Annotated in this window: 25 protein-coding genes; 18 read left to right on the forward strand and 7 right to left on the reverse strand. The window is 74.2% G+C overall.

Going from position 1 to position 25818, the window contains the following annotated elements:
• Nucleotides 1-978 precede the first annotated feature (978 nt).
• The 5 genes from ABFY03_RS21620 to ABFY03_RS21640 all read left to right on the forward strand — a co-directional run bounded on the left by ABFY03_RS21620 (nt 979) and on the right by ABFY03_RS21640 (nt 3980).
• Nucleotides 979-1242 carry an ATP-binding protein gene (locus tag ABFY03_RS21620; RefSeq protein ID WP_319012092.1) on the forward strand — a complete coding sequence of 88 codons (264 nt, stop codon included), beginning with the start codon at nt 979-981 and terminating at the stop codon, nt 1240-1242.
• A 191-nt stretch (nt 1243-1433) separates the two neighbouring features.
• Nucleotides 1434-2264 carry a helix-turn-helix domain-containing protein gene (locus tag ABFY03_RS21625; protein ID WP_346170648.1) on the forward strand — a complete coding sequence of 277 codons (831 nt, stop codon included), beginning with the start codon at nt 1434-1436 and terminating at the stop codon, nt 2262-2264.
• Nucleotides 2242-2427 (forward strand): DUF397 domain-containing protein, encoded by a 186-nt coding sequence (locus tag ABFY03_RS21630; protein ID WP_346170649.1) that lies wholly within the window; start codon nt 2242-2244, stop codon nt 2425-2427. Before ABFY03_RS21625 ends, ABFY03_RS21630 begins: the two co-directional genes overlap by 23 nt.
• Before the next feature lie 21 nt (nt 2428-2448).
• The gene (locus ABFY03_RS21635) at nt 2449-3387 is read left to right on the forward strand and encodes a DUF2199 domain-containing protein (RefSeq protein WP_346170650.1); all 939 of its coding nucleotides are present in this window, start codon (nt 2449-2451) and stop codon (nt 3385-3387) included.
• A gap of 32 nt (nt 3388-3419) precedes the next feature.
• The gene (locus tag ABFY03_RS21640; protein WP_346170651.1) at nt 3420-3980 is read left to right on the forward strand and encodes a GNAT family N-acetyltransferase; all 561 of its coding nucleotides are present in this window, start codon (nt 3420-3422) and stop codon (nt 3978-3980) included.
• 2 nt (nt 3981-3982) lie between these two features.
• Here ABFY03_RS21640 and ABFY03_RS21645 read toward each other — a convergent pair whose 3' ends face one another.
• Nucleotides 3983-4882, reverse strand: coding sequence for a LysR family transcriptional regulator (locus tag ABFY03_RS21645; RefSeq protein WP_346170652.1), 900 nt, complete (start codon nt 4880-4882; stop codon nt 3983-3985).
• A 281-nt stretch (nt 4883-5163) separates the two neighbouring features.
• Between ABFY03_RS21645 and ABFY03_RS21650 the strand changes: the two genes are divergently transcribed.
• Together ABFY03_RS21650 and ABFY03_RS21655 are read left to right on the forward strand one after the other, a co-directional pair.
• Entirely contained in the window at nt 5164-6102 is a 939-nt protein-coding gene (locus ABFY03_RS21650) for an EamA family transporter (protein WP_319012169.1), read from the forward strand.
• 140 nt (nt 6103-6242) lie between these two features.
• Entirely contained in the window at nt 6243-6422 is a 180-nt protein-coding gene (locus tag ABFY03_RS21655; protein WP_346170653.1) for a DUF1272 domain-containing protein, read from the forward strand.
• A gap of 75 nt (nt 6423-6497) precedes the next feature.
• Here the strand turns inward: ABFY03_RS21655 and ABFY03_RS21660 are convergent, their stop codons facing one another.
• On the reverse strand, nt 6498-7070 hold the full coding sequence (locus tag ABFY03_RS21660) for a dihydrofolate reductase family protein (protein ID WP_319012099.1): 573 nt from the start codon (nt 7068-7070) through the stop codon (nt 6498-6500).
• 224 nt (nt 7071-7294) lie between these two features.
• Here ABFY03_RS21660 and ABFY03_RS21665 point away from each other — a divergent pair, with 224 nt between their 5' ends.
• The 9 genes from ABFY03_RS21665 to ABFY03_RS21705 all read left to right on the forward strand — a co-directional run bounded on the left by ABFY03_RS21665 (nt 7295) and on the right by ABFY03_RS21705 (nt 18308).
• Nucleotides 7295-8098 carry a TIGR03084 family metal-binding protein gene (locus ABFY03_RS21665; protein ID WP_319012100.1) on the forward strand — a complete coding sequence of 268 codons (804 nt, stop codon included), beginning with the start codon at nt 7295-7297 and terminating at the stop codon, nt 8096-8098.
• Nucleotides 8095-9816 (forward strand): acyclic terpene utilization AtuA family protein, encoded by a 1722-nt coding sequence (locus tag ABFY03_RS21670; protein WP_319012101.1) that lies wholly within the window; start codon nt 8095-8097, stop codon nt 9814-9816. Before ABFY03_RS21665 ends, ABFY03_RS21670 begins: the two co-directional genes overlap by 4 nt.
• Entirely contained in the window at nt 9813-11411 is a 1599-nt protein-coding gene (locus ABFY03_RS21675; RefSeq protein ID WP_346170654.1) for an acyl-CoA carboxylase subunit beta, read from the forward strand. The genes ABFY03_RS21670 and ABFY03_RS21675 overlap by 4 nt, the downstream gene beginning before the upstream one ends.
• Nucleotides 11412-11419: 8 nt before the next feature.
• Complete coding sequence (locus ABFY03_RS21680) at nt 11420-13333, forward strand: acetyl/propionyl/methylcrotonyl-CoA carboxylase subunit alpha (RefSeq protein WP_319012103.1); 1914 nt, start codon at nt 11420-11422, stop codon at nt 13331-13333.
• Complete coding sequence (locus tag ABFY03_RS21685; RefSeq protein ID WP_319012104.1) at nt 13330-14463, forward strand: acyl-CoA dehydrogenase family protein; 1134 nt, start codon at nt 13330-13332, stop codon at nt 14461-14463. The genes ABFY03_RS21680 and ABFY03_RS21685 overlap by 4 nt, the downstream gene beginning before the upstream one ends.
• 106 nt (nt 14464-14569) lie before the next feature.
• Nucleotides 14570-15238 carry an excalibur calcium-binding domain-containing protein gene (locus ABFY03_RS21690; protein WP_346170655.1) on the forward strand — a complete coding sequence of 223 codons (669 nt, stop codon included), beginning with the start codon at nt 14570-14572 and terminating at the stop codon, nt 15236-15238.
• A gap of 142 nt (nt 15239-15380) precedes the next feature.
• Entirely contained in the window at nt 15381-16958 is a 1578-nt protein-coding gene (locus ABFY03_RS21695) for an AMP-binding protein (protein ID WP_319012106.1), read from the forward strand.
• 10 nt (nt 16959-16968) lie between these two features.
• Nucleotides 16969-17700: an enoyl-CoA hydratase family protein gene (locus ABFY03_RS21700; protein ID WP_319012107.1), complete on the forward strand. Its 732-nt coding sequence runs from the start codon at nt 16969-16971 to the stop codon at nt 17698-17700.
• Nucleotides 17688-18308 carry a TetR/AcrR family transcriptional regulator gene (locus ABFY03_RS21705; RefSeq protein ID WP_319012108.1) on the forward strand — a complete coding sequence of 207 codons (621 nt, stop codon included), beginning with the start codon at nt 17688-17690 and terminating at the stop codon, nt 18306-18308. Before ABFY03_RS21700 ends, ABFY03_RS21705 begins: the two co-directional genes overlap by 13 nt.
• Before the next feature lie 20 nt (nt 18309-18328).
• Here the strand turns inward: ABFY03_RS21705 and ABFY03_RS21710 are convergent, their stop codons facing one another.
• Both ABFY03_RS21710 and ABFY03_RS21715 read right to left on the reverse strand, forming a co-directional pair.
• Nucleotides 18329-19288, reverse strand: coding sequence for a threonine ammonia-lyase (locus ABFY03_RS21710; RefSeq protein ID WP_346172282.1), 960 nt, complete (start codon nt 19286-19288; stop codon nt 18329-18331).
• Nucleotides 19289-19330: 42 nt separating this feature from the next.
• Nucleotides 19331-20374: a M4 family metallopeptidase gene (locus ABFY03_RS21715; protein ID WP_319012109.1), complete on the reverse strand. Its 1044-nt coding sequence runs from the start codon at nt 20372-20374 to the stop codon at nt 19331-19333.
• A 364-nt stretch (nt 20375-20738) separates the two neighbouring features.
• Here ABFY03_RS21715 and ABFY03_RS21720 point away from each other — a divergent pair, with 364 nt between their 5' ends.
• Nucleotides 20739-21803 carry an isopenicillin N synthase family dioxygenase gene (locus ABFY03_RS21720; RefSeq protein WP_319012110.1) on the forward strand — a complete coding sequence of 355 codons (1065 nt, stop codon included), beginning with the start codon at nt 20739-20741 and terminating at the stop codon, nt 21801-21803.
• Between the two features lie 20 nt (nt 21804-21823).
• On the opposite strand, the gene ABFY03_RS21725 is transcribed toward ABFY03_RS21720, so the two are convergent.
• Nucleotides 21824-22924 (reverse strand): citrate synthase 2, encoded by a 1101-nt coding sequence (locus ABFY03_RS21725; protein ID WP_319012111.1) that lies wholly within the window; start codon nt 22922-22924, stop codon nt 21824-21826.
• 197 nt (nt 22925-23121) lie between these two features.
• On the opposite strand from ABFY03_RS21725, the gene pdxH reads away from it, so the two are divergent.
• Nucleotides 23122-23775 carry a pyridoxamine 5'-phosphate oxidase gene (pdxH, locus tag ABFY03_RS21730; RefSeq protein WP_386723710.1) on the forward strand — a complete coding sequence of 218 codons (654 nt, stop codon included), beginning with the start codon at nt 23122-23124 and terminating at the stop codon, nt 23773-23775.
• Between the two features lie 313 nt (nt 23776-24088).
• On the opposite strand, the gene ABFY03_RS21735 is transcribed toward pdxH, so the two are convergent.
• Together ABFY03_RS21735 and ABFY03_RS21740 are read right to left on the reverse strand one after the other, a co-directional pair.
• Nucleotides 24089-24865, reverse strand: coding sequence for an ABC transporter permease (locus tag ABFY03_RS21735; protein WP_346170656.1), 777 nt, complete (start codon nt 24863-24865; stop codon nt 24089-24091).
• Between the two features lie 2 nt (nt 24866-24867).
• A complete protein-coding gene (locus tag ABFY03_RS21740; protein WP_346170657.1) occupies nt 24868-25806 on the reverse strand; it encodes an ABC transporter ATP-binding protein in 939 nt (312 codons plus the stop codon).
• Between the last annotated feature and the right edge of the window lie 12 nt (nt 25807-25818).

Below are 25818 nucleotides of genomic sequence, written 5' to 3' on the forward strand. Positions count from 1 at the left end.
CCGACCCCCCACCCACCGGCCGGGGGTCCGACCCTCGCGCGGGAGCGTGCCCGGCCTGCCTTCCGCCCACCAACCGGCAGGTCGCTCCTGGCGCGCGCTGCGAACCGACCCCCCACCCACCGGCCGGGGGTCCGACCCTCGCGCGGGAGCGTGCCCGGCCTGCCTTCCGCCCACCAACCGGCAGGTCGCTCCTGGCGCGCGCTGCGAACCGACCCCCCACCCACCGGCCGTGGGTCCGACCCTCGCGCGGGAGCGATGCCCGGCCTGCCCCGCCCACCAACCGGCAGGTCGCTCCTGGCGCGCGCTGCGAACCGACCCCCCACCCACCGGCCGGGGGTCCGCCCCTCACACCGAAGCGATGCCCGGCCTGTGCTCCACCCCTGGCCCGCACGTCCCTCCCGGCGCGCGCCGCGAGCCGAGCCCCCACCCACCGGGGCGCGGTCGACGTCGAAAGGGGAGCGATACCCGAAGCCCCCACCCACCGGGCCGCACGCAAACACCCAAAGGGGAGCGATACCCGGGCCCTCCGCCCACCTCCCGCAGCCCGGGCACCCGCCCCCGCCACTCCCCGACGGCCCCCGGTGGCCCCGCCCCCGGCCGCCCTCCGAGAGTGTTGGGGCGCCTGGAGGTGCCGGGTCAAGGGTGGCCGAAGGCCATCGCGCAGCGACGCCGCAGGCGCCCTTGACGCGGCGCCGGAGGGTGCCACTCTCGGAAAGAGGGCGGCCGCACCCGCACCCCCGTACCCGGCCCACCCCACGAACCTCCCCGGCGGACTCGGCGGCACCGTTGCCCGTGACCGGGGTGGGGTCCTCTGGCTGTACAAGGGGCCGGCCGAGGGACGTGCAACCGGCTGTTCTGAGCCCCGCCCGCCGGGCCCCGCACTCGGCGTCGGCTGGAGGTTGATCGTTTCCCCAGGGGGGTCCGCTCGTTGGCCAGGGCAGCAGACGGTCTACGGACCGCCCCGATGAAGGAGACCTCATGAAGCGCAAGACCCTGGCCATCGCCCTCGGCGCGCTCGCCGCTGCCGCCGCCGGTGCTCCCGCCGCCCAGGCGGCCGCCGCCCCCGACGTGTCCGGGGCGCTGGGCACCGTGACGTCCACCCTGCCGGTGGGCGAGGCGGCGCAGACCCTGCCGGCGCCCGCGGGCGACCTCGCGGCCAAGGCCGCCCCCGTGGCCGGCCAGGCCACCGGCCTGCTGGGCGGCCTGCCCGTGGGCCCGGCGGGTGCCCTGCCGGCCCTGTGATCTGAGGCGTGGTGGGCGCCGCGCGTCCGCGCTTCCGCGGGTGCGCGGCGAACCGCCGCTCGCCGTCTCGTTCCTTATGCGTCCGCAGGCCCAACTTCCATCGAAAGAGGGCTCGTTCTTCGATACCACTCCTGCGCGACGGGCATCCCGGTTACCGTCGGCGACGAGCCGACAGTTGGGGGTGCCTCCTCGTGGTCAACATCCGCAGCCTGGATCCGTCCGCCTCGCCGCTGGACTACTACGGATCCGAACTCCGCCGCCTCCGCGAGGACGCCGGGCTCAGTCAGAGCCAGCTCGGCGAGGCCATCTTCTGTACGGGTTCGCTGATCGGTCAGATCGAGACGGCCCACAAGGTCCCCACCCGCGAGTTCTCCGAGCGCATCGACGCGGCGCTGATGACGGGCGGGTTCTTCTCGCGCCTGGTCGGGCTGGTGCTGCGCAGCCAGTTGCCGAGCTGGTTCCAGGAGTACGCGGAGATGGAGGCGAAGGCGGCGTACATCTCGACGTACCAGTGCCAGCTCGTCTACGGCCTGCTCCAGACGCCCGCGTACGCCCGCGCTGTGTTGAGCGTCGAGTACACGGACCGGCTGGAAGAGATGGTCGCGGCCCGGGTGGAGCGGCAGCGGATCCTGGAGCGCGAAAAGCCGCCCGTGCTGTGGGCGGTGCTCGACGAAGCCGTGCTCTTCCGGGAGATCGGCGGACGTGAGGTCATGCGGGGGCAGTTGGAGCACCTGCTGACCTTCAGCCGTGAGCCGTGGGTGCAGATCCAGGTGCTGCCGTTCGAGGCTGGGGAGCACGCGGCGGTGATGGGGTCGTTCAACGTTCTGCGGTTCGACAGCAACCCCGACCTCTTCTACTCCGAGAGTTACGACTCCGGTCACATGACCGCCAATCCGCAAGTGATCAGGGAACGTTCCGTCGGTTACTCTCGCCTCCAGGCCACGGCCCTCTCCGTGGAGGAGTCGGCCGAGCTGATCGCTCGTGTGATGGAGGAACGGTATGGACACGGTGCAGTGGCGTAAGTCGTCGTACAGCGGTTCCAACGGCGGCGACTGCATCGAGGTCGCCGATCTCGCCCCCCACATCGCCGTCCGCGACTCCAAGGAACCCTCCCGGCCCCACCTCCTCGCCACCCCCGAGGCCTTCGCCGTGTTCGTCGAGGCGGCCGCGCAGGGGCGTGTCTGAGGCAGGTTCTAGGGTGCGGGGATGAGCGACCACCCCGCACATCCCTCCACCGCCCCCTCCACCGCTCCGGCCACCTGTTCCTGCTGCGGTGACGCCCTCGTCGACGAGCGGCGGATCGACGTTCGCTTCGGGCTGCCGGACGTCGCGTTCGAGCTTCCCGAGGAGGCCCGGCGGTCGCCGGGGCCGTCCGCGCTGCTGGCGCTCGACGGGGGTGGGTTCTTCGTGCGGTGTCTGTTGCCGGTGCGGCTGACGGGGGAGGCCGAGCTGGTGCTCGGGGCCTGGGTGGAGGTCGACGAGACGACTTTCCGGCGGGCCGCCGACGTGTGGGACGACGCGGCCGGCTATGCGGAGCTCGTCGTGCGCGGGCGGCTCGCGAACGCCGTGCGGCCGTGGGGCGAGGAGGTCCTCGGGGCGGAGTTCACCGGGCGGATCCGGGACGTCGAGGAGCTGCCGTACCTCGTGGAGGGGCACGGGCCGGCGGCGGTACGGCTCCTCGGGGACGTCTGGGACCGGGACCACGTCCTGGCCCGCTTCCCGCACCCGCTGCCGGTCGCCGTGCGGACCGATCTGGGCGACGGGTGGTCGGTGGAGCGGACGGCGGGGTTCTCGGCGCGGTTCGAGAACGGCGCGGACCAGTTCGGGGCGCCGGACCGCAGCGTCGCCGTCGGGCTGTTCCAGGACACCGAGCCGGGACGGAGCGCCGAGGACTTCCTCGCCGCGCTCCTGCGGGGCGGCCCCGAGGTGCCGGCGGGGCAGGACCACACCGAGCGGCTGCCGGACGGCGGGGTCCGGTACGCCTTCTGGTGCACGCCCGAGGACACCGGGCGCCCGCGCCACGAGCTCACCGCGTACGCGGTGGAGCCGGACGGCTCGGCGGCCGGGCTGTACTGCTCGTACGAGGAGCCGGAGCGGCACGCGTGGGCGCGGCACGTCTGGCGTTCGCTGCGGCGGGACGCCTGAGTACGGGGGTCGCGTACGGGTAGGTACCGCTGATGGAGCGACGGTCTGACCCCCCGGCCCCCCGCCTCGCCCTCCGCGAGCTGGTCGCCGCCGACGTGCCCGCCGTGCACGGGATCTACGGCTCCGAGGCCGTGACCGAGCACCTGAGCTTCGCGCCGCGGTCCGTGGACGAGGTGCGGGGGATCGTCGGGCGGTCGATCGACTCGGCGCGGGCCGTGCCGCGGGAGGAGTACGCGCTGGCGGTCGTCGAGCGGGCCTCGGGCGTGCTCGTCGGCTTCACGCGGCTCGCGCTCGACCCGCACCAGCAGCGGGCGGCGACGGTGGGGTTCGCGCTGCGGCCGGAGTCGTGGGGGATCGGGTACGGGCGGGAGACGGTCGGGCTCGTCCTGGACCTGGCCTTCGGGGAGCTGGACCTGCACCGGGTGTGGGCGGCGCGGGCGCCGCTGAACCTCGCCTCGGCGCGTACGCTCCTCGCCGCCGGGTTCACGGAGGAGGGGCGGATCCGGGGGCACGTGTTCGTGCGCGGGGCGTGGCGGGACTCGGTCACGTACGGGGTCCTGCGGGAGGAGTGGGAGTCCCGTCGTCCCCGGTGACCTCAGCCCCCGCTGACGATCTCGCGGGCCATCGCGACCAGCGCTTCCGTCGCCGGGTGCGGGAAGGCGTCGCGCCAGGCGAGGACCACCGGGAGGGGCGGGGCGTCGCGGAGGGGGCGGTAGGTGACGCCCGGGTGGGGGTGGAGGGCGGCGGTCGAGGCGGAGGAGACGCCCACGCCCCGGGCGGCGGCGATGGCGGTGAGCCAGTCGTCGGTGTTGGCGACCGTGAGGGTGCGCGTGGGGCGGGCGGGCAGGGGCCACAGGGTGAGGGTGGTCGTGCCGGAGACGGTGTTGAGGACGACCGTCTCGTCCGCGAGGTCGAGGAGGGTGAGCTCGCCGGGGCGGTCCGCGAGCGGGCTGTCGGCGGGGAGGGCGGCGACCCTCGGTTCCGTGGTGAGTTCGGCGGTGACGAGGCCGGGGGCCTCGACGGTGCCGCGCAGCAGGGCCGCGTCGACCTGGCCGCGGGCGAGGCCGGCGGTGCGGTCGTCGATGCGGAGGAGTTCGAGCGGGGTCTCCGGGTGCTCGCGCTGCCAGCGGCGCAGCAGCGGGGTGGTGTAGGGGCCGTAGGCGGACCAGGCGTGGCCGAGGCGGAGGGGGCGGTGGCGCAGCCGGGCGGGGTCGACGGCGGCGTCGAAGGCGGCGAGGGCGGCGGCGGCCCGGTCGCGGAAGGCGCGGCCCTCGGCGGTGAGGGCGAGGTGGTGGGTGGAGCGGTCGACGAGCCGGGCGCCGAGGTGGCGTTCGAGGGCGGCGAGGGTGCGGGAGACGGCGGGCTGCGTGAGGTGGAGGCGGGTGGCGGCCCGGGTGAGGTTCTCCTCCTCGGCGATGGCGAGGAAGCAGCGGAGGTGGCGCAGCTCGATGCTCACGGTCATGTCTCTGGAGCATAACCGCAGGCCGATCCGCATTTCCGCTGCCGCGCCCGGGCTCCGTAGCGTGGAAGCGGAATCCGGTCGTCAGGGTGCGGGGGAGTGCATTACTCTGGACTGAGAGTTTAGTGGATTGGACTTTCGGGTGGGTGAAGTCCTGAAGGTCTGAAGTCCTCAAGGTCTGAAGGGCCTGAGGGCCGGGAAGCGGAGGAGTGGTGGCCGTGGACAGCCAGGTGACAGCGGGGGCCGGGGCGACGGGAGTGGCCCCGGGTCCGGCCGCCGCGCCCGCTTTTGCCGCCGCGCCCGCCGCCTCCGGCGCGGTGGCGCAGCCGAGTGCCGGCGCGAGTGCGAGTGCGAGTGCGAGCGCGGGGCCGGTTTCGGGACCGTCTCCCAGGACCGCCGCCCGTTTCGGCCCCGTCGCGCTCGTCGTCGCCGGCGGGCTCTCCGTGCAGTTCGGCTCGGCCATCGCCGTCCTGCTGATGCCCCGGGCCGGCGCGCTCGGGGTCGTCACGCTGCGGCTGGTGCTCGCCGCGCTCGTCCTGCTGCTGGTCTGCCGGCCGAAGGTGCGCGGCTACGGCCGCGCCGACTGGGGGACCGTCGTCGGCTTCGGCATCGCGCTGGCGGGCATGAACATGCTCTTCTACCAGTCGGTCGACCGGATCCCGCTCGGCGCCGCCGTCACCCTGGAGGTGCTCGGCCCGCTGATCCTCTCCGTCGTCGCCTCCCGACGGCTCGTCAACCTGCTCTGGGCCGGCCTCGCGCTCGGCGGCGTCGCCCTGCTCAGCGGCGGCGGCTTCGAACGGCTCGACCCGCTCGGCGCGGGCTTCGCGCTCGCCGCGGGCGCCATGTGGGCGGCGTACATCGTGTTCAGCGCCCGCACCGGCCGCCGCTTCCCGCAGGCCGACGGCCTGGCGCTCGCGATGGCCTTCGGCGCCGTCCTCAGCCTGCCGTTCGGCATCGCGTCGGCGGGCGACGCGCTGCTCGTGCCGTCGACGATCGGCCTGGGCCTCGGCATCGCGCTGCTCTCCTCGGTGCTGCCGTACACCCTCGAAATGCTCGCCCTGCGCCGCCTGCCCGCCCCCACCTTCGCCATCCTGATGAGCCTGGAACCGGCCATCGCGGCGGCCGCCGGCTTCTTCATCCTCCACCAGGCGCTGTCGGCCACCGACGCCCTCGCCATCGCGTTCGTCATCGGGGCGAGCATCGGCGCGGTGCGGACGCAGACGAAGCGGGTGGAGGCGGCGGCCCCGACCCCGTAGGCGGTCGGGCGGCGCCGGGCCCGTCCGGCCGCGGCGCCTCCGGCCGCCTTCCGGCCGAGCGGCTCGTACGTGGCCCGATCCTGTCGTTCCGCGGCCGTTCCGCTGTTTCGGCCCCCGGCGCGCCCGGCGATCATGGACGCATGGCTCTTGAGATGCGCGACCGCTGTGAACGCTGCGAGACGGCGGCCCTGCCGGCGGACGGCCCCGCCCGGATCTGCTCGTACGAGTGCACCTTCTGCGTGCCCTGCACGGAGGAGATGTCCGGCGTCTGCCCCAACTGCGGCGGGGAGCTGGTCCCGAGGCCGACCCGGACCACGTAGGTCCCGGCTCTCGTAACCTCCGGCTCGCGTATGCCCCAGACCTCGTGAGCCCCGGACACCCGTCTGAGCCCGGGCTCAGCGGACGACGTCGAAGACCTGCTTCTGGATGCCGTTGGCGTACGCCTCGTGCTCGACGAGCTTCAGCTTCTGGGCGTCCTTGTCCGTCGTGCTGAAGAGGCGCTTGCCGGCGCCGAGGAGGAGCGGGAAGACCAGCAGGTGGTAGCGGTCGATCAGGCCGGCGTCGGAGAGGGCGCGGTTCAGGGTCGCGCTGCCGTGCACGATGATCGGGCCGCCCTCGGTCTCCTTCAGGGCGGCGACCTCCTCGACCGAGCGCAGGATCGTCGTCGGGCCCCAGTCGGAGACCAGGTCGTCGTCGGTGAGGGTCGTGGAGACGACGTACTTCGGCATCTCCTTGTAGTCGGCGAAGTCCGCCATGCCCGGCCACACGGGGCTGAACGCCTCGTAGCTGGTGCGGCCGAGCAGCATCGCGGTCGCCTCCTGCTGCTCGCGGCCCTTGATCTCGTACGCCTCGGGCAGGAACTCGATGTCCTTGAAGGTCCAGCCGGAGTTCCGGTAGCCCTCCTCGCCGCCGGGGGCCTCGACGACGCCGTCGAGGGAGACGAAGGCGGAGCTGATGAGCGTGCGCATGGAGGTTCCTCGGTTCTCTGTGCTCGGAGTGGCTTCTCTGTGCCTGTCGTTGTCTTCATGGTCTAGGACCGGCGCTTCCGCGGAAACTCATCGGCCCTCCCCGTCGTATTTTCAAGCAAGCGTGCTTGATTGTTTCTCGGATCGCTGCCATGCTCCGACCCTCAGGCCGTCCTCAGGCCGTCCTCACGCCGTCCTCACGTCCGTCCTCCCGAGGGGAGCGCACCGTGTCCGACCCCGGCGCCGTTCACGCGGTCATCGCCGACCTGTCCGCCGAAGGCGAGGAACTCGACCGGATCGTCGCCGGGTCGGGGCACGAGGGGTGGGCGCTCGACACGCCCGCCGCCGGCTGGACCGTCGCCCATCAGATCGCCCATCTCGCCTGGACCGACCGGGCCGCGCTGCTCGCCGTCACCGACGCCGACGCGTTCGCCGTGGAGGTCGAGAAGGCGCTCGCCGCGCCCGACCGGTTCGTCGACGAGGGGGCGGAGGAGGGGGCTGCGCTGCCGCCCGCCGAGCTGCTCGCGCGCTGGCGGGACGGGCGGGAGCGGCTGCGGGAGGCGCTGCTCGGCGTGGCGCCGGGTGGACGGTTCCCCTGGTACGGGCCGCCGATGAGCGCGCCGGCGATGGCGACCGCGCGGCTGATGGAGACCTGGGCGCACGGGCAGGACGTGGCCGACGCCCTCGGGGTCGTACGGACGCCCACCGCGCGGCTGCGGCACGTCGCCTGGATCGGACACCGGGCCCGCGGCTACGCCTACCTGGCGCGGGGCGAGCAGCCGCCCGCCGAGCCGGTGCGGGTGGAACTCGTCGCGCCGGACGGGGAGGTGTGGGCGTACGGGCCCGGGGACGCGGCCCAGCGGGTCACCGGGACCGCCCTCGACTTCTGTCTGCTCGTCACCCAGCGGGTGCACCGGGACGACACCGGCCTGCGGGCCGAGGGCGCCGACGCCGAGCACTGGCTGCGCATCGCCCAGGCGTTCGCCGGGCCGGCCGGGGCCGGGCGCGCGCCCAGGGGAGGGGCCCGGTGACGCCGCTGCGGATCGGGAACGCCTCCGGCTTCTACGGCGACCGGTTCGACGCCGTCCGCGAGATGCTGACCGGCGGCCGGCTGGACGTCCTCACCGGCGACTACCTCGCCGAGCTGACCATGCTCATCCTCGGCCGCGACCTGCTGAAGGACCCCTCCGGCGGGTACGCGAAGACCTTCCTCCGGCAGATGGAGGACGGGCTCGGCCTCGCCCACGAGCGCGGCACCCGGATCGTCGCCAACGCCGGCGGGCTCAACCCGGCCGGGCTCGCCGACGCCCTGCGGACGCTCGCCGCGAAGCTCGGCCTGCCCACCCGGGTCGCGCACGTCGAGGGCGACCTGCTGCCGCCCGAGCCGGGCGTCCTGACCGCCAACGCCTATCTGGGCGGCGGCGGGATCGCCGCCTGTCTCGCCGCCGGCGCCGACGTCGTCGTCACCGGCCGGGTGACCGACGCGGCGCTCGTCACCGGTCCCGCGCAGTGGCACTTCGGCTGGGGCCCGGAGGAGTACGACCGGCTCGCCGGGGCCGTCGTCGCCGGGCACGTCCTGGAGTGCGGCCCCCAGGCCACCGGCGGCAACTACGCGTTCTTCCGCGAGCACGCCGGCCGTGACCTCCTGCGGCCCGGCTTCCCGCTCGCCGAGCTGTACGAGGACGGGTCGGCCGTCGTCACCAAGCACCCCGGCACCGGCGGCTTCGTCGACGTCGGCACCGTCACCGCCCAGCTGCTGTACGAGACGGGCGGTGCGCGGTACGCGGGACCCGACGCGACCGCCCGGCTCGACACCGTCCGGCTCACCCAGGACGGGCCCGACCGGGTGCGGATCGACGGGGTGCGGGGCGAGGCGCCGCCGCCCACCCTGAAGGTGGGCCGCTGCCGGATCGGCGGCCACCGCAACGAGGTCGTCTTCGTCCTCACCGGCCTCGACATCGACGCCAAGGCCGCGCTCGTGCGCGAACAGGTCGGCGCCGCGCTCGCCGCCGACCCGCCCGCCGAGGTCCGCTGGGAGCTGGCCCGCACCGACCGGGAGGACGCGGCCACCGAGGAGACCGCGAGCGCCCTGCTCCGGCTCGTCGTCCGCGACCAGGACCCGGGGAAGGTCGGCAGGACCGTGACGGGCGCGGCGATCGAGCTGGCCCTCGCCGGCTACCCGGGCTTCCACGTCACCGCCCCGCCCGGCAAGGGCGCCCCCTACGGCGTCTTCGAGGCCGCGTCCGTGCCCGCCGCCGACGTCCCGCACACGGCCGTCCTGCCGGACGGCACCCGCGTCGCCGTCCCCGCACCGGCGCGGACCCGCGCCCTGGAGGCCGTACCCGAGCCGGAGCTGCCGCCGCCGCTGCCGGCGGGGCCCGTCGTCCGGGCGCCGCTCGGGCGGATCGCGGGCGCCCGCAGCGGCGACAAGGGCGGGGACGCGAACGTCGGGGTGTGGGTGCGGACGGAGGCGGAGTGGCGGTGGCTCGCCCACACCCTCACCGTCGACCTCTTCCGCGAACTCCTGCCGGAGACGCGGAAGTCGGAGGTCGTCCGGCACGTGCTGCCCCATCTGCGGGCGCTGAACTTCACCGTCGCCGGACTGCTCGGCGAGGGCGTCGCCTCCCAGGCCCGCTTCGACCCGCAGGCCAAGGCCCTCGGCGAATGGCTCCGCTCCCGGCACGTCGACATCCCTGACGCACTGCTGCCGTCGGCCGCCCGCCCCGACCTCCCGGAGGAACTGTCGTGACCGTCCTCGCCTCCGCCCTCGACCCCACCGGCCCCGACTACGCGGCCCACCGCGCCGCCATGCTGGAGAAGCTCGCCGCCCTCGACGCCGAGCACGCCAAGGCCCTCGCCGGCGGCGGCGAGAAGTACACCGCCCGGCACCGGAAGCGCGGCAAGCTGCTGGCCCGCGAGCGGATCGAGCTGCTCGTCGACCCCGACTCGCCGTTCCTGGAGCTGTCCCCGCTCGCCGCCTGGGGCAGCGCCTACCCGGTGGGCGCGTCGCTGGTCACCGGCATCGGCGTCGTCGAGGGCGTCGAGTGCCTGATCACCGCCAACGACCCGACCGTGCGCGGCGGCGCCTCCAACCCGTGGACGCTGAAGAAGGCGCTGCGCGCCAACGAGATCGCGTACGCCAACCGGCTGCCGGTGATCTCGCTGGTCGAGTCCGGCGGCGCCGACCTGCCCTCCCAGAAGGAGATCTTCATCCCGGGCGGGGCGCTCTTCCGCGACCTGACGCGGCTCTCCGCCGCCGGCATCCCGACGGTCGCGGTCGTCTTCGGCAACTCGACGGCCGGAGGCGCGTACATGCCCGGCATGTCCGACCACACGGTGATGATCGAGGAGCGGTCGAAGGTCTTCCTCGGCGGGCCGCCGCTGGTGAAGATGGCGACCGGCGAGGAGAGCGACGACGAGTCGCTGGGCGGCGCGGCGATGCACGCGCGCGTGTCCGGCCTCGCCGACCACTACGCCGTCGACGAGGCGGACGCGATCCGGCAGGCCCGCCGGATCGTCGCCCGGCTCAACCACCGCAAGGCGCACCCGGACCCGCCGCTCGCGCAGCCGCCGAAGTACGACGAGGAGGAGCTGCTGGGGATCGTGCCCGGCGACCTCAAGACGCCGTTCGACCCGCGCGAGGTGATCGCCCGGATCGTCGACGGCTCCGACTTCGACGAGTTCAAGCCGCTGTACGGGGCGTCGCTGGTGACCGGCTGGGCGCGTCTGCACGGCTATCCGGTGGGGGTCCTCGCCAACGCGCGGGGCGTGCTGTTCTCCGCCGAGTCGCAGAAGGCCGCGCAGTTCATCCAGCTGGCGAACCAGCGGGACATCCCGCTGGTCTTCCTCCACAACACCACCGGCTACATGGTGGGCCGGGAGTACGAGCAGGGCGGCATCATCAAGCACGGCGCGATGATGATCAACGCGGTGGCGAACTCGAAGGTCCCGCACCTCTCCGTCCTCATGGGGGCGTCGTACGGCGCCGGGCACTACGGCATGTGCGGCCGGGCCTACGACCCGCGGTTCCTCTTCGCCTGGCCCAGCGCCAAGTCGGCCGTCATGGGGCCGCAGCAGCTCGCCGGGGTGCTGTCGATCGTGGCGCGGGCGTCGGCGGCGGCGAAGGGGCAGCCGTACGACGAGGAGGCGGACGCGGGACTGCGGGCGCTGGTCGAGGCGCAGATCGAGTCCGAGTCGCTGCCGGTCTTCCTCTCCGGCCTGCTCTACGACGACGGGGTCATCGACCCCCGCGACACCCGCACGGTCCTCGGGCTGTGCCTGTCCGCGATCCACACGGCACCGGTCGAGGGCGCGCGCGGCGGCTTCGGCGTCTTCCGAATGTGAGGCCCCAGGTGATTTCCACTCTCCTCGTCGCGAACCGTGGCGAGATCGCCTGCCGCGTCTTCCGCACCTGCCGCGAGCTGGGCATCTCCACCGTCGCCGTGTACTCCGACGCCGACGCGGACGCCCTGCACGTGCGGGAGGCGGACGCGGCGGTACGGCTGCCGGGGGCCGCGCCCGCGGAGACGTACCTGCGCGGCGATCTCGTCGTGGCGGCGGCGCTCGCGGCCGGCGCGGACGCCGTCCACCCCGGCTACGGCTTCCTCTCCGAGAACGCGGACTTCGCCCGGGCCGTGACGGCGGCCGGGCTGGTGTGGATCGGGCCGCCGCCGGAGGCCATCGAGGCGATGGCCTCGAAGACCCGGGCGAAGGAGCTGATGGGCGTCGCCCCGCTCGGCGACGTCACGGCGGCCGACCTGCCCGTCCTGGTGAAGGCGGCGGCGGGCGGCGGCGGGCGCGGCATGCGGATCGTCCGTGAACTCGCCGACCTGGAAGCGGCGTTGAAGGCCGCGTCGGCCGAGGCGGAGAGCGCCTTCGGGGACGGCGAGGTGTTCGTCGAGCCGTACGTGGAGGACGGGCGCCACGTCGAGGTGCAGGTCCTCGCCGACGCGCACGGCACGGTCTGGACCCTCGGCACCCGCGACTGCTCGCTCCAGCGCCGGCACCAGAAGGTGATCGAGGAGGCCCCGGCGCCCGGCCTGCCGGCCGCGCTCGCCGAGGAGCTGGCCGAGCGGTCGGCGGCGGCGGCGAAGGCCGTCGGGTACGTCGGCGCGGGCACGGTGGAGTTCCTGGTCGCCGACGTCCCCCGAGCTCTCGGCTCCGCCCGCCCCGGGGGGACCCCCAGGGCGCACTTCCTGGAGATGAACACCCGCCTCCAGGTCGAGCACCCGGTGACGGAGGAGGTGTACGGCGTCGACCTGGTCGCCCTCCAGATCGCCGTCGCCGAGGGCGCCCCGCTGCCGCCGGAGCCGCCCGAGCCGCGGGGCCACGCGGTCGAGGCGCGGCTGTACGCGGAGGACCCGGCGGCGGACTGGGCCCCGCAGACCGGTGTCCTGCACGCCTTCGGGGTGAGCGGTGTCCGCCTGGACACCGGCTACGCCTCCGGGGACACCGTGCCGGTGCACTACGACGCCATGCTCGCGAAGGTCGTCGCGCACGCGCCGACCCGCGCCGAGGCGGTCCGCCGGCTCGCCCACGCCCTCGAACGGGCCGTGATCCACGGCCCCGTCACCAACCGGGACCTCCTCGTCGCCTCCCTGCGGCACCCCGGCTTCCAGGACGCCGGCCGGCTCGGCACCGGCTTCTACGGTCGGCACCTGGCCGAGCTGACCCGCCCGCGCGACGGCGAGGCGCACGCGGCCGTCGCCGCCGCCCTCGCGGACGCGGTCCGCAACGGCGGCCGGTTCGGCGGCGGCTGGCGGAACGTGCGCTCGGGGGAGCAGACCAAGACGTACGGGGAGCACGAGGTCCGCTACCGGCCGACCCGGGACGGCGGCTTCGAGGTCACGGCTCCCGAGGGGGTCCGGGTGGTGAGCGCCGCGCCCGACCGCGTCCGGCTCGAAGTGGGCGGGGTGGTGCGGGACTTCGCGGTCGCCGCGCACGGCGACGGGTTCGTCCACGTCGGCCCGCACCGGCTCGCCGCCCGCCCCCGCTTCACCGACCCGCGCGAGCAGGTCCTCCCCGGCTCCCTGCTCGCGCCGATGCCCGGCACCGTCGTCCGGGTCGCCGACGGGCTCGCCGTCGGTGACCGGGTGGCGGCCGGGCAGCCCCTGCTCTGGCTGGAGGCGATGAAGATGGAGCACAAGGTCGCCGCTCCCGCCTCCGGCACGCTCACCGCGCTCCACGCCGCCCCCGGCCGTCAGGTCGAGGTCGGTGCCCTGCTCGCCGTCGTACAGACCGATGCACAGGAGGACCAGACCGTATGAGCACCGACATCGAACCGGCCGAGCACACCGAGCTCCGCGCCGCCGTCGCCGCGCTGGGCCGCCGCCACGGTCCCGGCTTCGACCGGGCGGCCCTGTGGGCCGAGGCCGGGAAGCTCGGCTACCTGGGCGTGAACCTGCCGGAGGAGTACGGCGGCGGGGGCGGCGGCATGGCCGAGCTGTCCATCGTCCTGGAGGAGGCCGGCGCGGCCGGCGCGCCGCTGCTGATGATGGTGGTGTCGCCGGCGATCTGCGGCACGGTCATCTCCCGCTTCGGCACCGACGGGCAGAAGGCGGCCTGGCTGCCGGGGCTCGCCGACGGGTCGAGGACGATGGCCTTCGGCATCACCGAACCGGACGCCGGGTCCAACTCCCACCGGATCACGACCACCGCCACCCGCACCGAGGACGGCTGGGTCCTCAACGGCCGGAAGGTCTTCGTCTCGGGCGTCGACATCGCCGACGCCACCCTGATCGTCGGCCGCACCTCGGACGCCCGCACCGGCAGCCTCAAGGCGTGCCTGTTCATCGTCCCGCGCGACACGCCGGGCTTCGGACGCCGCCACATCGAGATGGAACTCGACGCGGACGAGAAGCAGTTCGAGCTGACCCTCGACGACGTGCACCTGCCGGCGGACGCGCTCGTGGGCGACGAGGACGCGGGGCTGCTGCAGCTCTTCGCGGGGCTCAACCCGGAGCGGATCATGACGGCCGCGTTCGCGATCGGCATGGGCCGGTACGCCCTCGGCCGGGCCGTCGCGTACGCCAAGGAGCGGCAGGTCTGGAAGACGCCGATCGGCGCCCACCAGGCCATCGCCCACCCGCTCGCCCAGGCCCACATCGAGCTCGAACTGGCCCGCCTGATGATGCAGAAGGCGGCGAGGCTGTACGACGCGGGCGACGACCTCGGCGCGGGCGAGGCCGCCAACATGGCCAAGTACGCGGCGGGCGAGGCGTGCGTGAAGGCGGTCGACACCGCCGTGCACACCCTCGGCGGCAACGGCCTCACCAAGGAGTTCGGCCTGGCCCGGCTGATCCCGGCGTCCCGGGTGGCCCGGATCGCCCCGGTGAGCCGGGAGATGGTCCTGAACTTCGTCTCGACGCACTCCCTGGGGCTGCCCAAGTCGTACTGAGGCAAGAATCCGGGATTCCGCACGCCGGTTGTGAAGATCCTGAGTACGATCCACGGCCACGGCACCCCGCTCGGTGCCGTCGTCCCTTCAGGCCCTGGAGCCGCGCGTGTACCCGCAGACCAACCCGTACCAGCCCGCCCCGGCGTGGCAGCCCCCGCGCCGGTGGTGGCAGCACCCGGCACTGATCATCACGCTGCTCGTGGTGTTCCCGCCGGCGGGCATAGCCCTGGCGTGGCTGGGCCGGTGGACGACCCGGACGAAGATCGTGGCGTCGGTGCTCTCCGGCCTGTGGTTCCTGCTGATCCTGGTCAGCGAACCGGAGAAGGAGAAGACGCCGGGCGACGACCCGAAGCCGGCGGTGACGGCGTCGGCGACGGCCACCCCGACGCCGACCCCGACACCGACGCCGACCCCGACACCGACGCCGACGCCGACCGTGGAGCCGACCACCGCCTCGCCGACCCCGGAGCCGACGACCGAGGCGCCCACGCCGACGCCGACCCCGACGCCGGAGCCCACGACCGAGCCGCCCACCACGCGGGCCCCCGAGCCGACGACCCGGGCCCCCGAGCCCACGACCCAGGCCCCGACCACGCGGGCCCCGAAGCCCGTCCAGACCACCCAGCCGCCGGAGACGGCCGAGCCGGAGCCCGAGCAGGTCTACTACGCCAACTGCACGGCCGTCCGCGCCGCCGGCGCCGACCCCATCCGCATCGGCGACCCCGGCTACGGCAGCCACCTGGACCGCGACGGCGACGGCATCGCCTGCGAGTGACCCGCCCGTGCGCGCGTACGGCCCCCCGATAAACCATGCAGGCATGCTTGATTGTTTTACGGGGGGCTGACAGGGTCTCCCCAGGCGGTGCCCGCACAGGCGATCCTGGCGACCACCTTCCCACCTCTCCAGGAGGTCACGCATGGTGTTCCACAGCGCGTACGAGCCCGTCCCCGCCCTGTCGCTCCCCATCCACGACGCCGTCCTCGGCGGGGCCGCCGCCTTCGGCGACGCGCCCGCGCTGGTCGACGGCGCCGGGGAGCTGTCCCTGACGTACGCGCAGGTGGACGCCTTCCACCGGCGGGTCGCCGCCGGGCTCGCGGAGGCCGGGGTGCGGAAGGGGGACGTGCTCGCCCTGCACAGCCCCAACACCGTGCTCTTCCCGGTCGCCTTCTACGCCGCCACCCGCGCCGGCGCCTCCGTCACCACGGTCCACCCGCTGGCCACGCCCGAGGAGTTCGCCAAGCAGCTGCGCGACTCGGCCGCGCGCTGGATCGTCACCGTCTCGCCGCTGCTGCCGGCCGCCCGGGCCGCCGCCGCACTCGCGGGCGGCATCGAGGAGATCTTCGTCTGCGACACGGCCGCGGACGGCACCAGGTCGCTCCAGGAGTTCCTCGGCTCGACCGCGCCCGAGCCGGAGATCGCCGTCGACCCCGCCGAGGACGTCGCCGCCCTCCCGTACTCCTCCGGCACCACCGGCGTCCCCAAGGGCGTGATGCTCACCCACGCCTCCATCGCGACCAACCTGGCGCAGCTGGAGCCGTTCATCCCGATGGGGCCGGGCGACCGGATCCTGGCCGTCCTGCCCTTCTTCCACATCTACGGCCTCACGGCCCTGATGAACGCGCCGCTCCGCAAGGGCGCCACCGTCGTCGTCCTGCCCCGCTTCGAGCTCGACACCTTCCTCGGCGCCATCCAGAAGCACCGCATCAACGCCCTGTACGTGGCGCCGCCGATCGTCCTCGCGCTCGCCAAGCACCCGGCCGTCGCCGACTACGACCTGTCCTCGCTGGAGTACATCGTCTCCGCCGCCGCCCCGCTCGACGCGGCGCTCGCGCAGGCGTGCTCGGCGCGGCTCGGACTGCCGCCGGTGCGGCAGGCGTACGGGATGACCGAGCTGTCCCCGGGGACCCACGTCACGCCGCTGTCCGTCGAGAACCCTCCGCCCGGCACCGTCGGCAGGCTGCTGCCCTCCACCGAGATGCGGATCCTGTCGCTCGACGACCCGTCGAAGGACGCCGCGCCGGGGGAGGAGGGCGAGATCGCCATCCGGGGCCCGCAGGTGATGAAGGGGTACCTGGGGCGGCCGGACGCCACCGCCGCCATGATCGACGCCGACGGGTGGGTGCACACCGGCGACATCGGACGGGTCGACGCCGACGGCTGGCTGTACGTCGTCGACCGGGTGAAGGAACTCATCAAGTACAAGGGCTTCCAGGTCGCCCCGGCCGAGCTGGAGGCCCTCCTCCTCACCCACGAGGGCGTCGCCGACGCCGCCGTCATCGGGGTGACGGACGCCGACGGGACGGAGGTGCCCAAGGCGTTCGTGGTGCGCCAGCCGGCCGCGCCCGGGCTGACCGCCGAGGAGGTCATGGCCCATGTGGCCGCCCGGGTCTCCCCGTACAAGAAGGTCCGGGCCGTCGAGTTCGTCGAGGCGGTGCCCCGGGCCGCCTCCGGAAAGATCCTGCGGCGCGAGCTGCGGGAGCCGCGCGAGAACTGAGGGGCCGTACATGAGCAGCCTGATCGCCGTCACCGAGGAGCGGGGGATCGCCACCCTCGCCCTCGACTCCCCGGACACCCGCAACGCCCTGTCGGCCGCGCTCGTCGCCGAGCTCGGCGAGGCGCTGGCGGCGGCGGGGAAGGACCCCGCCGTGCGCGCGGTGGTGCTCACCCACACGGGCACCACGTTCAGCGCGGGCGCGGACCTGAAGGCGCCGCCGAGCCCGTACGCCTTCGTCGACCTGCTCCGGCAGGTGGTGGAGCTGCCCAAACCGGTCGTCGGGCACGTCACGGCCGGCGGCCGGGCCCGCGCGGGCGGCCTCGGGCTGCTGGGCGCCTGTGACGTCGTGGTGGCGGGGGAGGGGGCGGACTTCGCGCTCACCGAGGTACGGATCGGGGTGGCGCCGGCGGTGATCTCGCTGACCCTGCTGCCGCGCCTGGAGCCGAGGGCGGCGGCCCGGCACTACCTGACGGGCGAGCGGTTCGGCGTCCCCGAGGCGCGGGCCATGGGCCTCGTCACGGCCGGCGACGACGAGCTCGGCGCCATCCTGGACGGTCTGCGGGCCGGCTCGCCGCAGGGGCTGCGCGAGGCGAAGCGGCTGGTCACCGCTAGAGTCCTGGAGACCTTCGAGCGCGACGCGGAGGAACTCGTGCAGAGATCGGCCACGCTCTTCGCCTCCGCCGAGGCGCGCGAGGGCATGACGGCCTTCCTCGAACGACGGGACCCCGAATGGCGGCTGTGACCGCGCCCCGGCACGACGGACCCGCGGCGTCCGACCGGAGCCCCAAGCAGGACCGGAGCCGCGCCACCCGGCAGCGGCTCCTGGAGGCCGCCGTGGCCTGCCTCGCCGAGTACGGCTGGGCGGGCTCCACGGTGGCCGTGGTCGCCGAGCGGGCGGGCGTGTCGCGGGGCGCCGCCCAGCACCACTTCCCGACCCGCGAGGACCTGTTCACGGCGGCGGTCGAGTACGTCGCGGAGGAGCGCTCGCAGGCGCTGCGGGCGCTGCCCACCGACGACCGGGCGCAGACCGTCGCCGCCCTCGTCGGCCTCTTCACCGGGCCGCTCTTCCGGGCCGCGCTCCAGCTGTGGGTGGCGGCCGCGCACGAGGACCAGCTCCGCGACCGGGTCGCGGAGCTGGAGGCCCGGGTGGGCCGCGAGTCGCACCGGATCGCCGTCGAGCTGCTCGGTGCCGACGAGTCGCGGCCCGGGGTGCGGGAGACCGTCCAGGGCCTCCTCGACATGGGCCGCGGCCTCGGCCTGGCCACCCTCCTCAGCGACGACACGACCCGCCGCGACCGGGTGGTGGCCCAGTGGGCCCGCCTGATCGACGAGGCCCTGGCCGACGCGTAGGGGATCGGGACGCGCGGGGGTCAGCCGACCCCGAAGCGGTCCGCCCAGGCGGCGACGTCGGCCGTGGTCGCGTTGCCGCCGCAGACGACCAGGCCCAGGCGGGCGCCGGGGCCGACCCGGTCGAGGACCGTGCGGGCCGCCGGGAGGAGGCAGCCGGCGGCGGGCTCGGCCCAGACCTTGGCGTGTTCGGCGAGGTCGAGGGTGCCGCGGACGGCCTCCGCGTCGGAGACCGTGATCACGTCCTCGACCAGCGCGGCCGCGTGCGCGTGGGTGAGCGCGGAGACCGTGGGGGCGCTCAGCGTGCTGACCACCGAGGTCAGCTCGACCGGCACCGGTCCGCCGGCGGTCAGCGCGGCCGTCATGGCGTGCGCGCCGTCGGTCTCCACGCCCCAGACCCGCACGCCGGGGCGGCGGGCGCGCAGCGCGGTGGCGACGCCGGAGATCAGCGCCCCGCCGCCGATGCTGACGAGGACGTCGGTGAGCTCCCCGGCGTCCTCGGCCATCTCCAGGGCGACGGTGCCCTGGGCGGCGACGACCAGCGGGTCGTCGAAGGGGTGGACCAGGGTGAGGCCCTCGTCGCACAGCTCCTCCATGAGGGCGAAGGCCTCCTTCATGGTGGCGGCGACGCGCACCTCGGCCCCGGCGGCCCGGGCCCGGTCGACGGCGCGGGCGGGCGCGGACCGGGGCATGACGACCGTGGCGCGGACCCCGAGCGCGCCGGCCATGACGGCGAGCCCGATGCCGTGGTTGCCGCCGCTGACGGCGACGACGCCCGCCTCGCGCTCGGCGGGGCCGAGCGCGAGGAGCTTGGCGGCGGCCCCGCGGGCCTTGAACGAGCCGGTGCGCTGGAGGAGTTCCAGCTTGACGGTGACGTCGGCGCCGAGCAGTTCGGTCAGCCCGGGGCTGGGGAGGGTCGGGGTCCGTACGACGTGTCCGGTGAGGCGTTCGGCAGCGGCTTCGACGTCCGCGACGGTGATCAGCACGCCGTCCACTGTGCCGTACGCCTCCGCTCCGGCGACAGGTCAGACGCCGGGGATCTCCCGCGCCCGGAAGGCGTCCCGCACGGCGGCGGCGGCCTGCGTGCCGTACATGCGCTGCGCGGTGGCGATCGTGGTGCGGGCGGCGGCCTCGAAGCTGGTGTCGGGCGCGAAGCCGAACTGGGCGTTGACGATGATCCGGTCGGCGGTGCGGGCGCCGAGGGCCTTGCGGATGTCGAAGAGGGCGCGGGACCAGATCTCGCCGTCGGCGTGGACCTCGCCCTCGCGGTCGGCGTAGGTCTTGGTGCCGTCGAGGCGGCGCAGGCAGTGCGGGGCGGCGCTGTAGCCGGTGGCGTCCCAGTCGGCGACGCACGCCTCGTCGGCCTTCATCGGCCAGCCGTACTTGGCGACGGCGTGGTTGCCGACGGCGACGGCGAGGTAGTCGCCGAAGGCCTCGCCGATGGAGCCGGCCTCGACGGAGGTGCCGAAGCCGGGGACCTGGGCGTGGTGCACGGCGTGGCCGTACTCGTGGAGGATCACCTCGGCGTCCTCGGCGTCGTCCACCCCGCCCTTGCCGAAGCGGATCTCGGCCTTCTTGTCGGTGAAGTAGGAGTTGTCGGCGCCCCACTGGTTGAGGCGGACGGGCTGGACGCGGTCGTTGGCGCCGGGCAGCTCGGTGCCGAAGCCGAGGCTCTGCAGGTACTCCTGGCCCTCGTTGACCCAGAAGTACGCCATGACCTGCTCGAACTCGTCGTCGGAGCGGTCGTACGAGGCGGCCAGGGCGACCTTCGCCGGGTTGCCGGTCTCGGAGCGGACGGCGGCCCACCTCCCGGAGAGGCCGCCGCTCGCGTCGAGGTTGCGGAGGGTGGCGAGGGCGTAGGCGGAGGCGGGCACGTCGGTGACCGCGTCCTTGTGGTCGGCGAGCGACTGGTCACCGGTCGCCTGGACCGGGTTGACCATGAAGACGCGGGCCTGCGGCGCGGGCGCGGGGGCGGCGGCGCCGGCCGTGGCCGCGGGGGTCAGCGAGGCGGCGGCCAGGGTGACGACGGCGGCGGCCAGGAGGCGGCGGGTGGTGCGGCGGGCGGTCATGGACATCCTCCTGCGCGGGGACGCGGCGACGAGATGATTGGCATGCGCGTGACATGCAAGGCGGCGATCTTCGCGTACGAGCCGTCCCCACGGCCAGACCCCGACCCCCTCGATCCGCTGTGACGCGGGCCACAGGCGAACGGCGCCCTCCGCAGTACGCTGGTCGCATGCCTCTGCTCGTACGCCGCCGTCACGTGGACTTCGTCCGCGTCACGAGCATGAGCTGTCGCCGCGCCGCCTGACCCGAGGGGCACCACAAGCCCGCCCCGCAGGGTCCCCGAACCGACCCCTGTCGACCGGCACCCGCGGCCCCCGCCCCACCCCGGCGGCCGCCCCGGGACCCGTACACCCCGCGGACGCATCCATGAGCCTCAGCGCACCCACCGCCGCCCCCACGACCCCCTCCTCGTCGTATCCCTCGCAGCTCCCCATCGTCGACCTCTCCGCCGCCGACCGCGGCCCGCACGCCCGCCGGCTGCTCCACGCCCAGCTGCACTCCGCCGCGCACGACGTCGGCTTCTTCCAGCTCGTCGGACACGGCGTGACCGAGGCCGAGACCCGGGCCCTCACCGACGCCATGCACGCCTTCTTCGCCCTCCCCGAGGCCGACCGGCGCGCCGTCGACAACCTCAACTCGCCGCACTTCCGCGGCTACACCCGGGTCGGCGACGAGCAGACCGGCGGCGCCCGCGACTGGCGCGACCAGCTCGACATCGGCGCCGAGCGGCCCGCCCGCGCGCCCGCGCCCTGGGAGCCCCCGTACTGGTGGCTGCAGGGCCCCAACCAGTGGCCCGAGGCCCTGCCCGAGCTGCGCACCGCCGCCCTGCACTGGATCGACCGGCTCAGCGGCGTCGCCGAGAAGCTGCTGCGTGAACTGCTCGCCTCGATCGGCGCCCGCGAGGACTTCTACGCCGACATCTTCGGGCCCCGCGCCCACCCGCACCTCAAGCTGGTGCGCTACCCCGGCAGCAGCGGCGACGGCGACGACCAGGGCGTCGGCGCCCACAAGGACTACGGCTTCCTGACGCTGCTGCTCCAGGACCAGGTCGGCGGGCTCCAGGTGCAGCGGGAGGACGGGAACTTCCACGACGTGCCGCCGCTGCCCGGCGCCTTCGTCGTCAACCTCGGCGAACTCCTCGAAGTCGCGACGAACGGCTATCTGGTCGCCACCAACCACCGGGTGGTCTCCCCGCCCGGCGCGACGGAGCGGTACTCCGTCCCGTTCTTCTACAACCCGCGGCTCGACGCCCGGATCGCCCCGCTCGACTTCCCGTACGCCGACCGGGCGCCGGGCGTGACGGTCGACCCGGCCAACCCGCTCTACGCGGAGTACGGCCGCAACGAGCTGAAGGGGAAGGTCCGCGCGCACCCGCTGGTCGCGGCGCGCCACCACGCGGACCTCCTCCTCCGCCGGGACCAGCAGCTCTAGGGGCGCCGGTCCGGAGGGGCTCAGCCGGCGATGTCGGCGTAGCCCTCGATGTCGCGCGGGTCCCGGCGGCCGGGGCCCGTGTAGCGGGCCGACGGGCGGACCAGGCGGCCGGTGCGCTTCTGCTCCAGGATGTGCGCCGACCAGCCGGCCGTCCGGGCACAGGTGAACATCGACGTGAACATGTGCGCCGGGACCTCGGCGAAGTCCAGCACGATCGCCGCCCAGAACTCGACGTTCGTCGCGAGCACCCGGTCCGGACGGCGGTTGTGCAGCTCCTCCAGAGCGGCCTTCTCCAGCGCGGCGGCCACCTCGTACCGCGGCGCGTCCAGCTCCTTCGCGGTCCGGCGCAGCACCCGGGCGCGCGGGTCCTCGGCGCGGTAGACGCGGTGGCCGAAGCCCATCAGGCGCTCGCCCTTGTCGAGGGCCTGCTTCACCCAGGCGGTGGCGTCGCCGGTCCGCTCGATCTCCTCGACCATGCCGAGGACGCGGGACGGCGCGCCGCCGTGCAGCGGGCCGGACATGGCGCCGACGGCGCCGGAGAGGGAGGCGGCCACGTCGGCGCCGGTGGAGGCGATGACGCGGGCGGTGAAGGTGGAGGCGTTCATGCCGTGCTCGGCGGCCGAGGTCCAGTAGGCGTCGACGGCCTTGACGTGCTTCGGGTCCGGCTCGCCGCGCCAGCGGATCATGAACCGCTCGACGACGGACTCGGCCTTGTCGATCTCGCTCTGCGGCACCATCGGCAGACCCTGGCCGCGCGCCGACTGGGCGACGTAGGAGAGGGCCATGACGGCGGCGCGGGCGAGGTCGTCGCGGGCCTGCTCGGCCGAGATGTCGAGGAGCGGTTTGAGGCCCCACACCGGGGCGAGCATGGCGAGCGCGGACTGCACGTCGACCCGGATGTCGCCGGAGTGGACCGGGATCGGGAAGGGTTCGGCGGCCGGCAGGCCGGGGTTGAAGGCGCCGTCGACGAGCAGACCCCACACGTTGCCGAAGGAGACGTGGCCGACGAGGTCCTCGATGTCGACCCCGCGGTAGCGCAGCGCGCCGCCCTCCTTGTCGGGCTCGGCGATCTCGGTCTCGAACGCGACGACTCCTTCGAGGCCCGGTACGAAGTCGGACATCAGGCGGCTCCCTCTATCGATGATCGATCAACCTAACGGCGGTCGCTGGTGGGACTGAACAGTCATCCAGCCGATGAGTCTGTACGGTTCCGATGATGCGGGGAAGCGTGACATCCGGCACACTGCGCCGAACCGGCGACGAAGGATTGGCGCCCCGCCGTGGCGGGCACACTGGGGCGCTGCGGCAGGATGGCCCCGTGACCGACGCCCTGGACCCCGCCGCCATGCGCGAGCAGTACCGCACCAAGGAACTGACCGCGGCCGACCTCGCACCCGAACCGATGCAGCAGTTCGGGACCTGGTTCAAGGAGACCGCCGCCAGCCCGGCGATCCACGAGCCGAACGCGATGGTCGTCTCGACCGCCACCCCCGAGGGCCGTCCCTCGTCCCGGACGGTCCTGCTCAAGCACTACGACGACGCCGGCTTCGTCTTCTTCACCAACTACGGCTCCCGCAAGGGCACCGAGCTGGCCGCCAACCCGTACGTCTCGCTGCTCTTCCCCTGGCACCCGCTGGCCCGCCAGGTGATCGTCACCGGCCGCGCCGCCCGCACCGGCCGCGACGAGACCGCCGCCTACTTCCGCACCCGGCCGCACGGCTCCCAGCTGGGCGCCTGGGCGAGCGAGCAGTCGTCGGTGATCGCCTCCCGCGAGGAGCTGCTGGCCCGTTACGAGGAACTGGCCGCCCGCTACCCGGACAGCGAGCAGGTCCCGGTGCCCCCGCAGTGGGGCGGCTTCCGCGTCGTCCCGGAGACGGTCGAGTTCTGGCAGGGCCACGAGAACCGCCTCCACGACCGTCTCCGCTACGTCCGCGGGACGGACGGCTGGCACGTGGAACGCCTGGCTCCCTGAGCCTCAGGGGCCTGAACACGCAGACGACCCGTGGGCCTTTGGTCCCGTCCGCCTAGGTTCGGACGGGAGCCGGCCGGACTTACCGGCGGCCCACGGGTCGGGTGACTGCTTGGGTTTCGGCAGCTGGCCTGCCGAGGTGCACATCGTGCGACGGCAGGCCTTAGCCCGCAGTCACCTCACGAGTCCGAAAAGAAACCATTTTTTCGGATCACCTCCTTTCGCGTGTACCCACACCCTACGAACCCCTCGGGGGCCGCGACAAGCGATTAATTTCCGTGATCCCCGGGATCTTCGGGGCTGCCGCCGTGCCGGCTCAGGCGTCCCGGCGGCGCAGGGACCACCAGCCCGCCGCGAGGGCCGCCGCCGTCCACAGGGCCATCACGCCGAGGCCCGTCCAGGGGCCCAGGGGGCCGGTGGGGTTCTGGTGGAGGATCTGCTGGCCGGCGTGGTCGGGCAGCCACATGGCGGCGCCCTCGGAGACTCCTCCGACGACGAAGGAGACGATGAGGATGAACGGGATCATGATGCTCAGCACCGCCACCGCGCTGCGCAGCAGGAACGTCAGGCCGAGGGAGAACAGGGCCATGAGGGCGAGGTAGACGCCGGCGCCGACGCACGCGCGCAGGGCGCCCGGGTCGCCGAGTCCGAGGGCGTACTTCCCCAGGAAGGCGTTGGCCGTGAGGAAGATGCCGAAGCCCGCCGCCAGGCCCGCGACGAGCGAGACCGCCGCCGCGACCGCGGTCTTCGCCCCGTACAACAGGGTCCGGTTCGGCACGGCCGCCAGGGAGTTCCGCAGCGCGCCGTTCAGGAACTCGGAGGAGGCGGCGGTCGCGCCGAAGGAGATGGCGGCGATCTGCACGAAGTTCATCGGATAGAAGATCCCGAAGAGGATGTCCTCGCCGTTCTCGGCCTCCGCCTGGCCGATCAGCGGGAAGATCAGCGCGCTGAGCCCCAGCGCGACGCCGACCACGGCGATCAGGGACCCGAAGCTCGCCCGGACCGAACGGATCTTGATCCACTCGGAGGCCAGGGCCGTCCGGACGGTGACGGCGGCGCGGACGGGCGCGGGCGCGGTGGTGGTGGTGGACACGGTCAGACCTCCTGGGGGGTGCGGGCGGTGAACTCGGCGGCGTCCGAGGTGAGGGCCAGGTACGCCTGCTCCAGCGAGGCGCGCTCGTCGGCGAGTTCGAAGACCGGGATGCCCTCGCGGGCGGTGACCGCCCCGATCTCCTCGGCGGAGGCGCCCTCCACCACCCACCGGCCGTCCGCGTCGGCGGAGGCGCCGACCGTCCACCCCTTCGCCAGGAGCGTGGCCCGCAGCCGGACCGGATCGCCGGTGCGCACCCGCACCCGCGCCTGGCTGTGGGCGTCGATGAACTCCCGCGTCGGCACGTCCGCGAGGAGCCGGCCGCGGCCCAGCACCACCAGGTGGTCGGCGAAGGTCGCGGTCTCGTTCATGAGGTGGCTGGAGACCAGCACCGTCCGGCCCTCGGCGGCCAGCCGGCGCAGCAGCTCGCGGATCCAGACGATGCCCTCCGGGTCCAGGCCGTTGGCCGGCTCGTCCAGCATCAGCACCCGCGGGTCGCCCAGGAGCGCGGCGGCGATGCCGAGCCGCTGCCGCATGCCCAGCGAGTAGCCGCGGATCCGGCGGCGGGCGGCCGGCTCCAGGCCCGTCTCCGCCAGCACCTCGTCGACCCGGCGGGCCGGCAGGCCGTTGCTCGCGGCGAGGAAGCGCAGATGGTCCCGGCCGGTCCGGGACGGGTGCGCCGCCTGCGCGTCGAGGAGGGCGCCGACCGTCCGCAACGGCTCGTCGAGCGTCGTGTAGAGACGGCCGCCGACGGTGGCGGTGCCCGAGGTGGGCCGGTCGAGACCGAGGACGAGCCGCATGGTGGTGGACTTCCCGGCCCCGTTCGGGCCCAGGAACCCGGTGACGCGGCCGGGCTCGACACGGAACGTGAGGTCGTCCACGGCCCGGGTCGTGGTCCTGCCGCCGTACTCCTTGGTGAGGTTCTTGATCTCGATGCTGGTCATGGCTCAAGCCTC

The sequence above is a fragment of the Streptomyces roseofulvus genome, from assembly GCF_039534915.1.
Classification (GTDB): domain Bacteria; phylum Actinomycetota; class Actinomycetes; order Streptomycetales; family Streptomycetaceae; genus Streptomyces; species Streptomyces roseofulvus.

Bases quoted from the DNA above. Each gene is read 5' to 3' on its own strand.
- ABFY03_RS21620 (WP_319012092.1), top strand. From the start codon at position 979: ATGAAGCGCAAGACCCTGGCCATCGCCCTCGGCGCGCTCGCCGCTGCC.
- ABFY03_RS21630 (WP_346170649.1), top strand. From the start codon at position 2,242: ATGGACACGGTGCAGTGGCGTAAGTCGTCGTACAGCGGTTCCAACGGC.
- ABFY03_RS21635 (WP_346170650.1), top strand. From the start codon at position 2,449: ATGAGCGACCACCCCGCACATCCCTCCACCGCCCCCTCCACCGCTCCG.
- ABFY03_RS21640 (WP_346170651.1), top strand. From the start codon at position 3,420: ATGGAGCGACGGTCTGACCCCCCGGCCCCCCGCCTCGCCCTCCGCGAG.
- ABFY03_RS21645 (WP_346170652.1), bottom strand. From the start codon at position 4,882: ATGCGGATCGGCCTGCGGTTATGCTCCAGAGACATGACCGTGAGCATC.
- ABFY03_RS21655 (WP_346170653.1), top strand. From the start codon at position 6,243: ATGGCTCTTGAGATGCGCGACCGCTGTGAACGCTGCGAGACGGCGGCC.
- ABFY03_RS21660 (WP_319012099.1), bottom strand. From the start codon at position 7,070: ATGCGCACGCTCATCAGCTCCGCCTTCGTCTCCCTCGACGGCGTCGTC.
- ABFY03_RS21685 (WP_319012104.1), top strand. From the start codon at position 13,330: ATGAGCACCGACATCGAACCGGCCGAGCACACCGAGCTCCGCGCCGCC.
- ABFY03_RS21695 (WP_319012106.1), top strand. From the start codon at position 15,381: ATGGTGTTCCACAGCGCGTACGAGCCCGTCCCCGCCCTGTCGCTCCCC.
- ABFY03_RS21700 (WP_319012107.1), top strand. From the start codon at position 16,969: ATGAGCAGCCTGATCGCCGTCACCGAGGAGCGGGGGATCGCCACCCTC.
- ABFY03_RS21705 (WP_319012108.1), top strand. From the start codon at position 17,688: ATGGCGGCTGTGACCGCGCCCCGGCACGACGGACCCGCGGCGTCCGAC.
- ABFY03_RS21715 (WP_319012109.1), bottom strand. From the start codon at position 20,374: ATGACCGCCCGCCGCACCACCCGCCGCCTCCTGGCCGCCGCCGTCGTC.
- ABFY03_RS21720 (WP_319012110.1), top strand. From the start codon at position 20,739: ATGAGCCTCAGCGCACCCACCGCCGCCCCCACGACCCCCTCCTCGTCG.
- ABFY03_RS21725 (WP_319012111.1), bottom strand. From the start codon at position 22,924: ATGTCCGACTTCGTACCGGGCCTCGAAGGAGTCGTCGCGTTCGAGACC.
- ABFY03_RS21740 (WP_346170657.1), bottom strand. From the start codon at position 25,806: ATGACCAGCATCGAGATCAAGAACCTCACCAAGGAGTACGGCGGCAGG.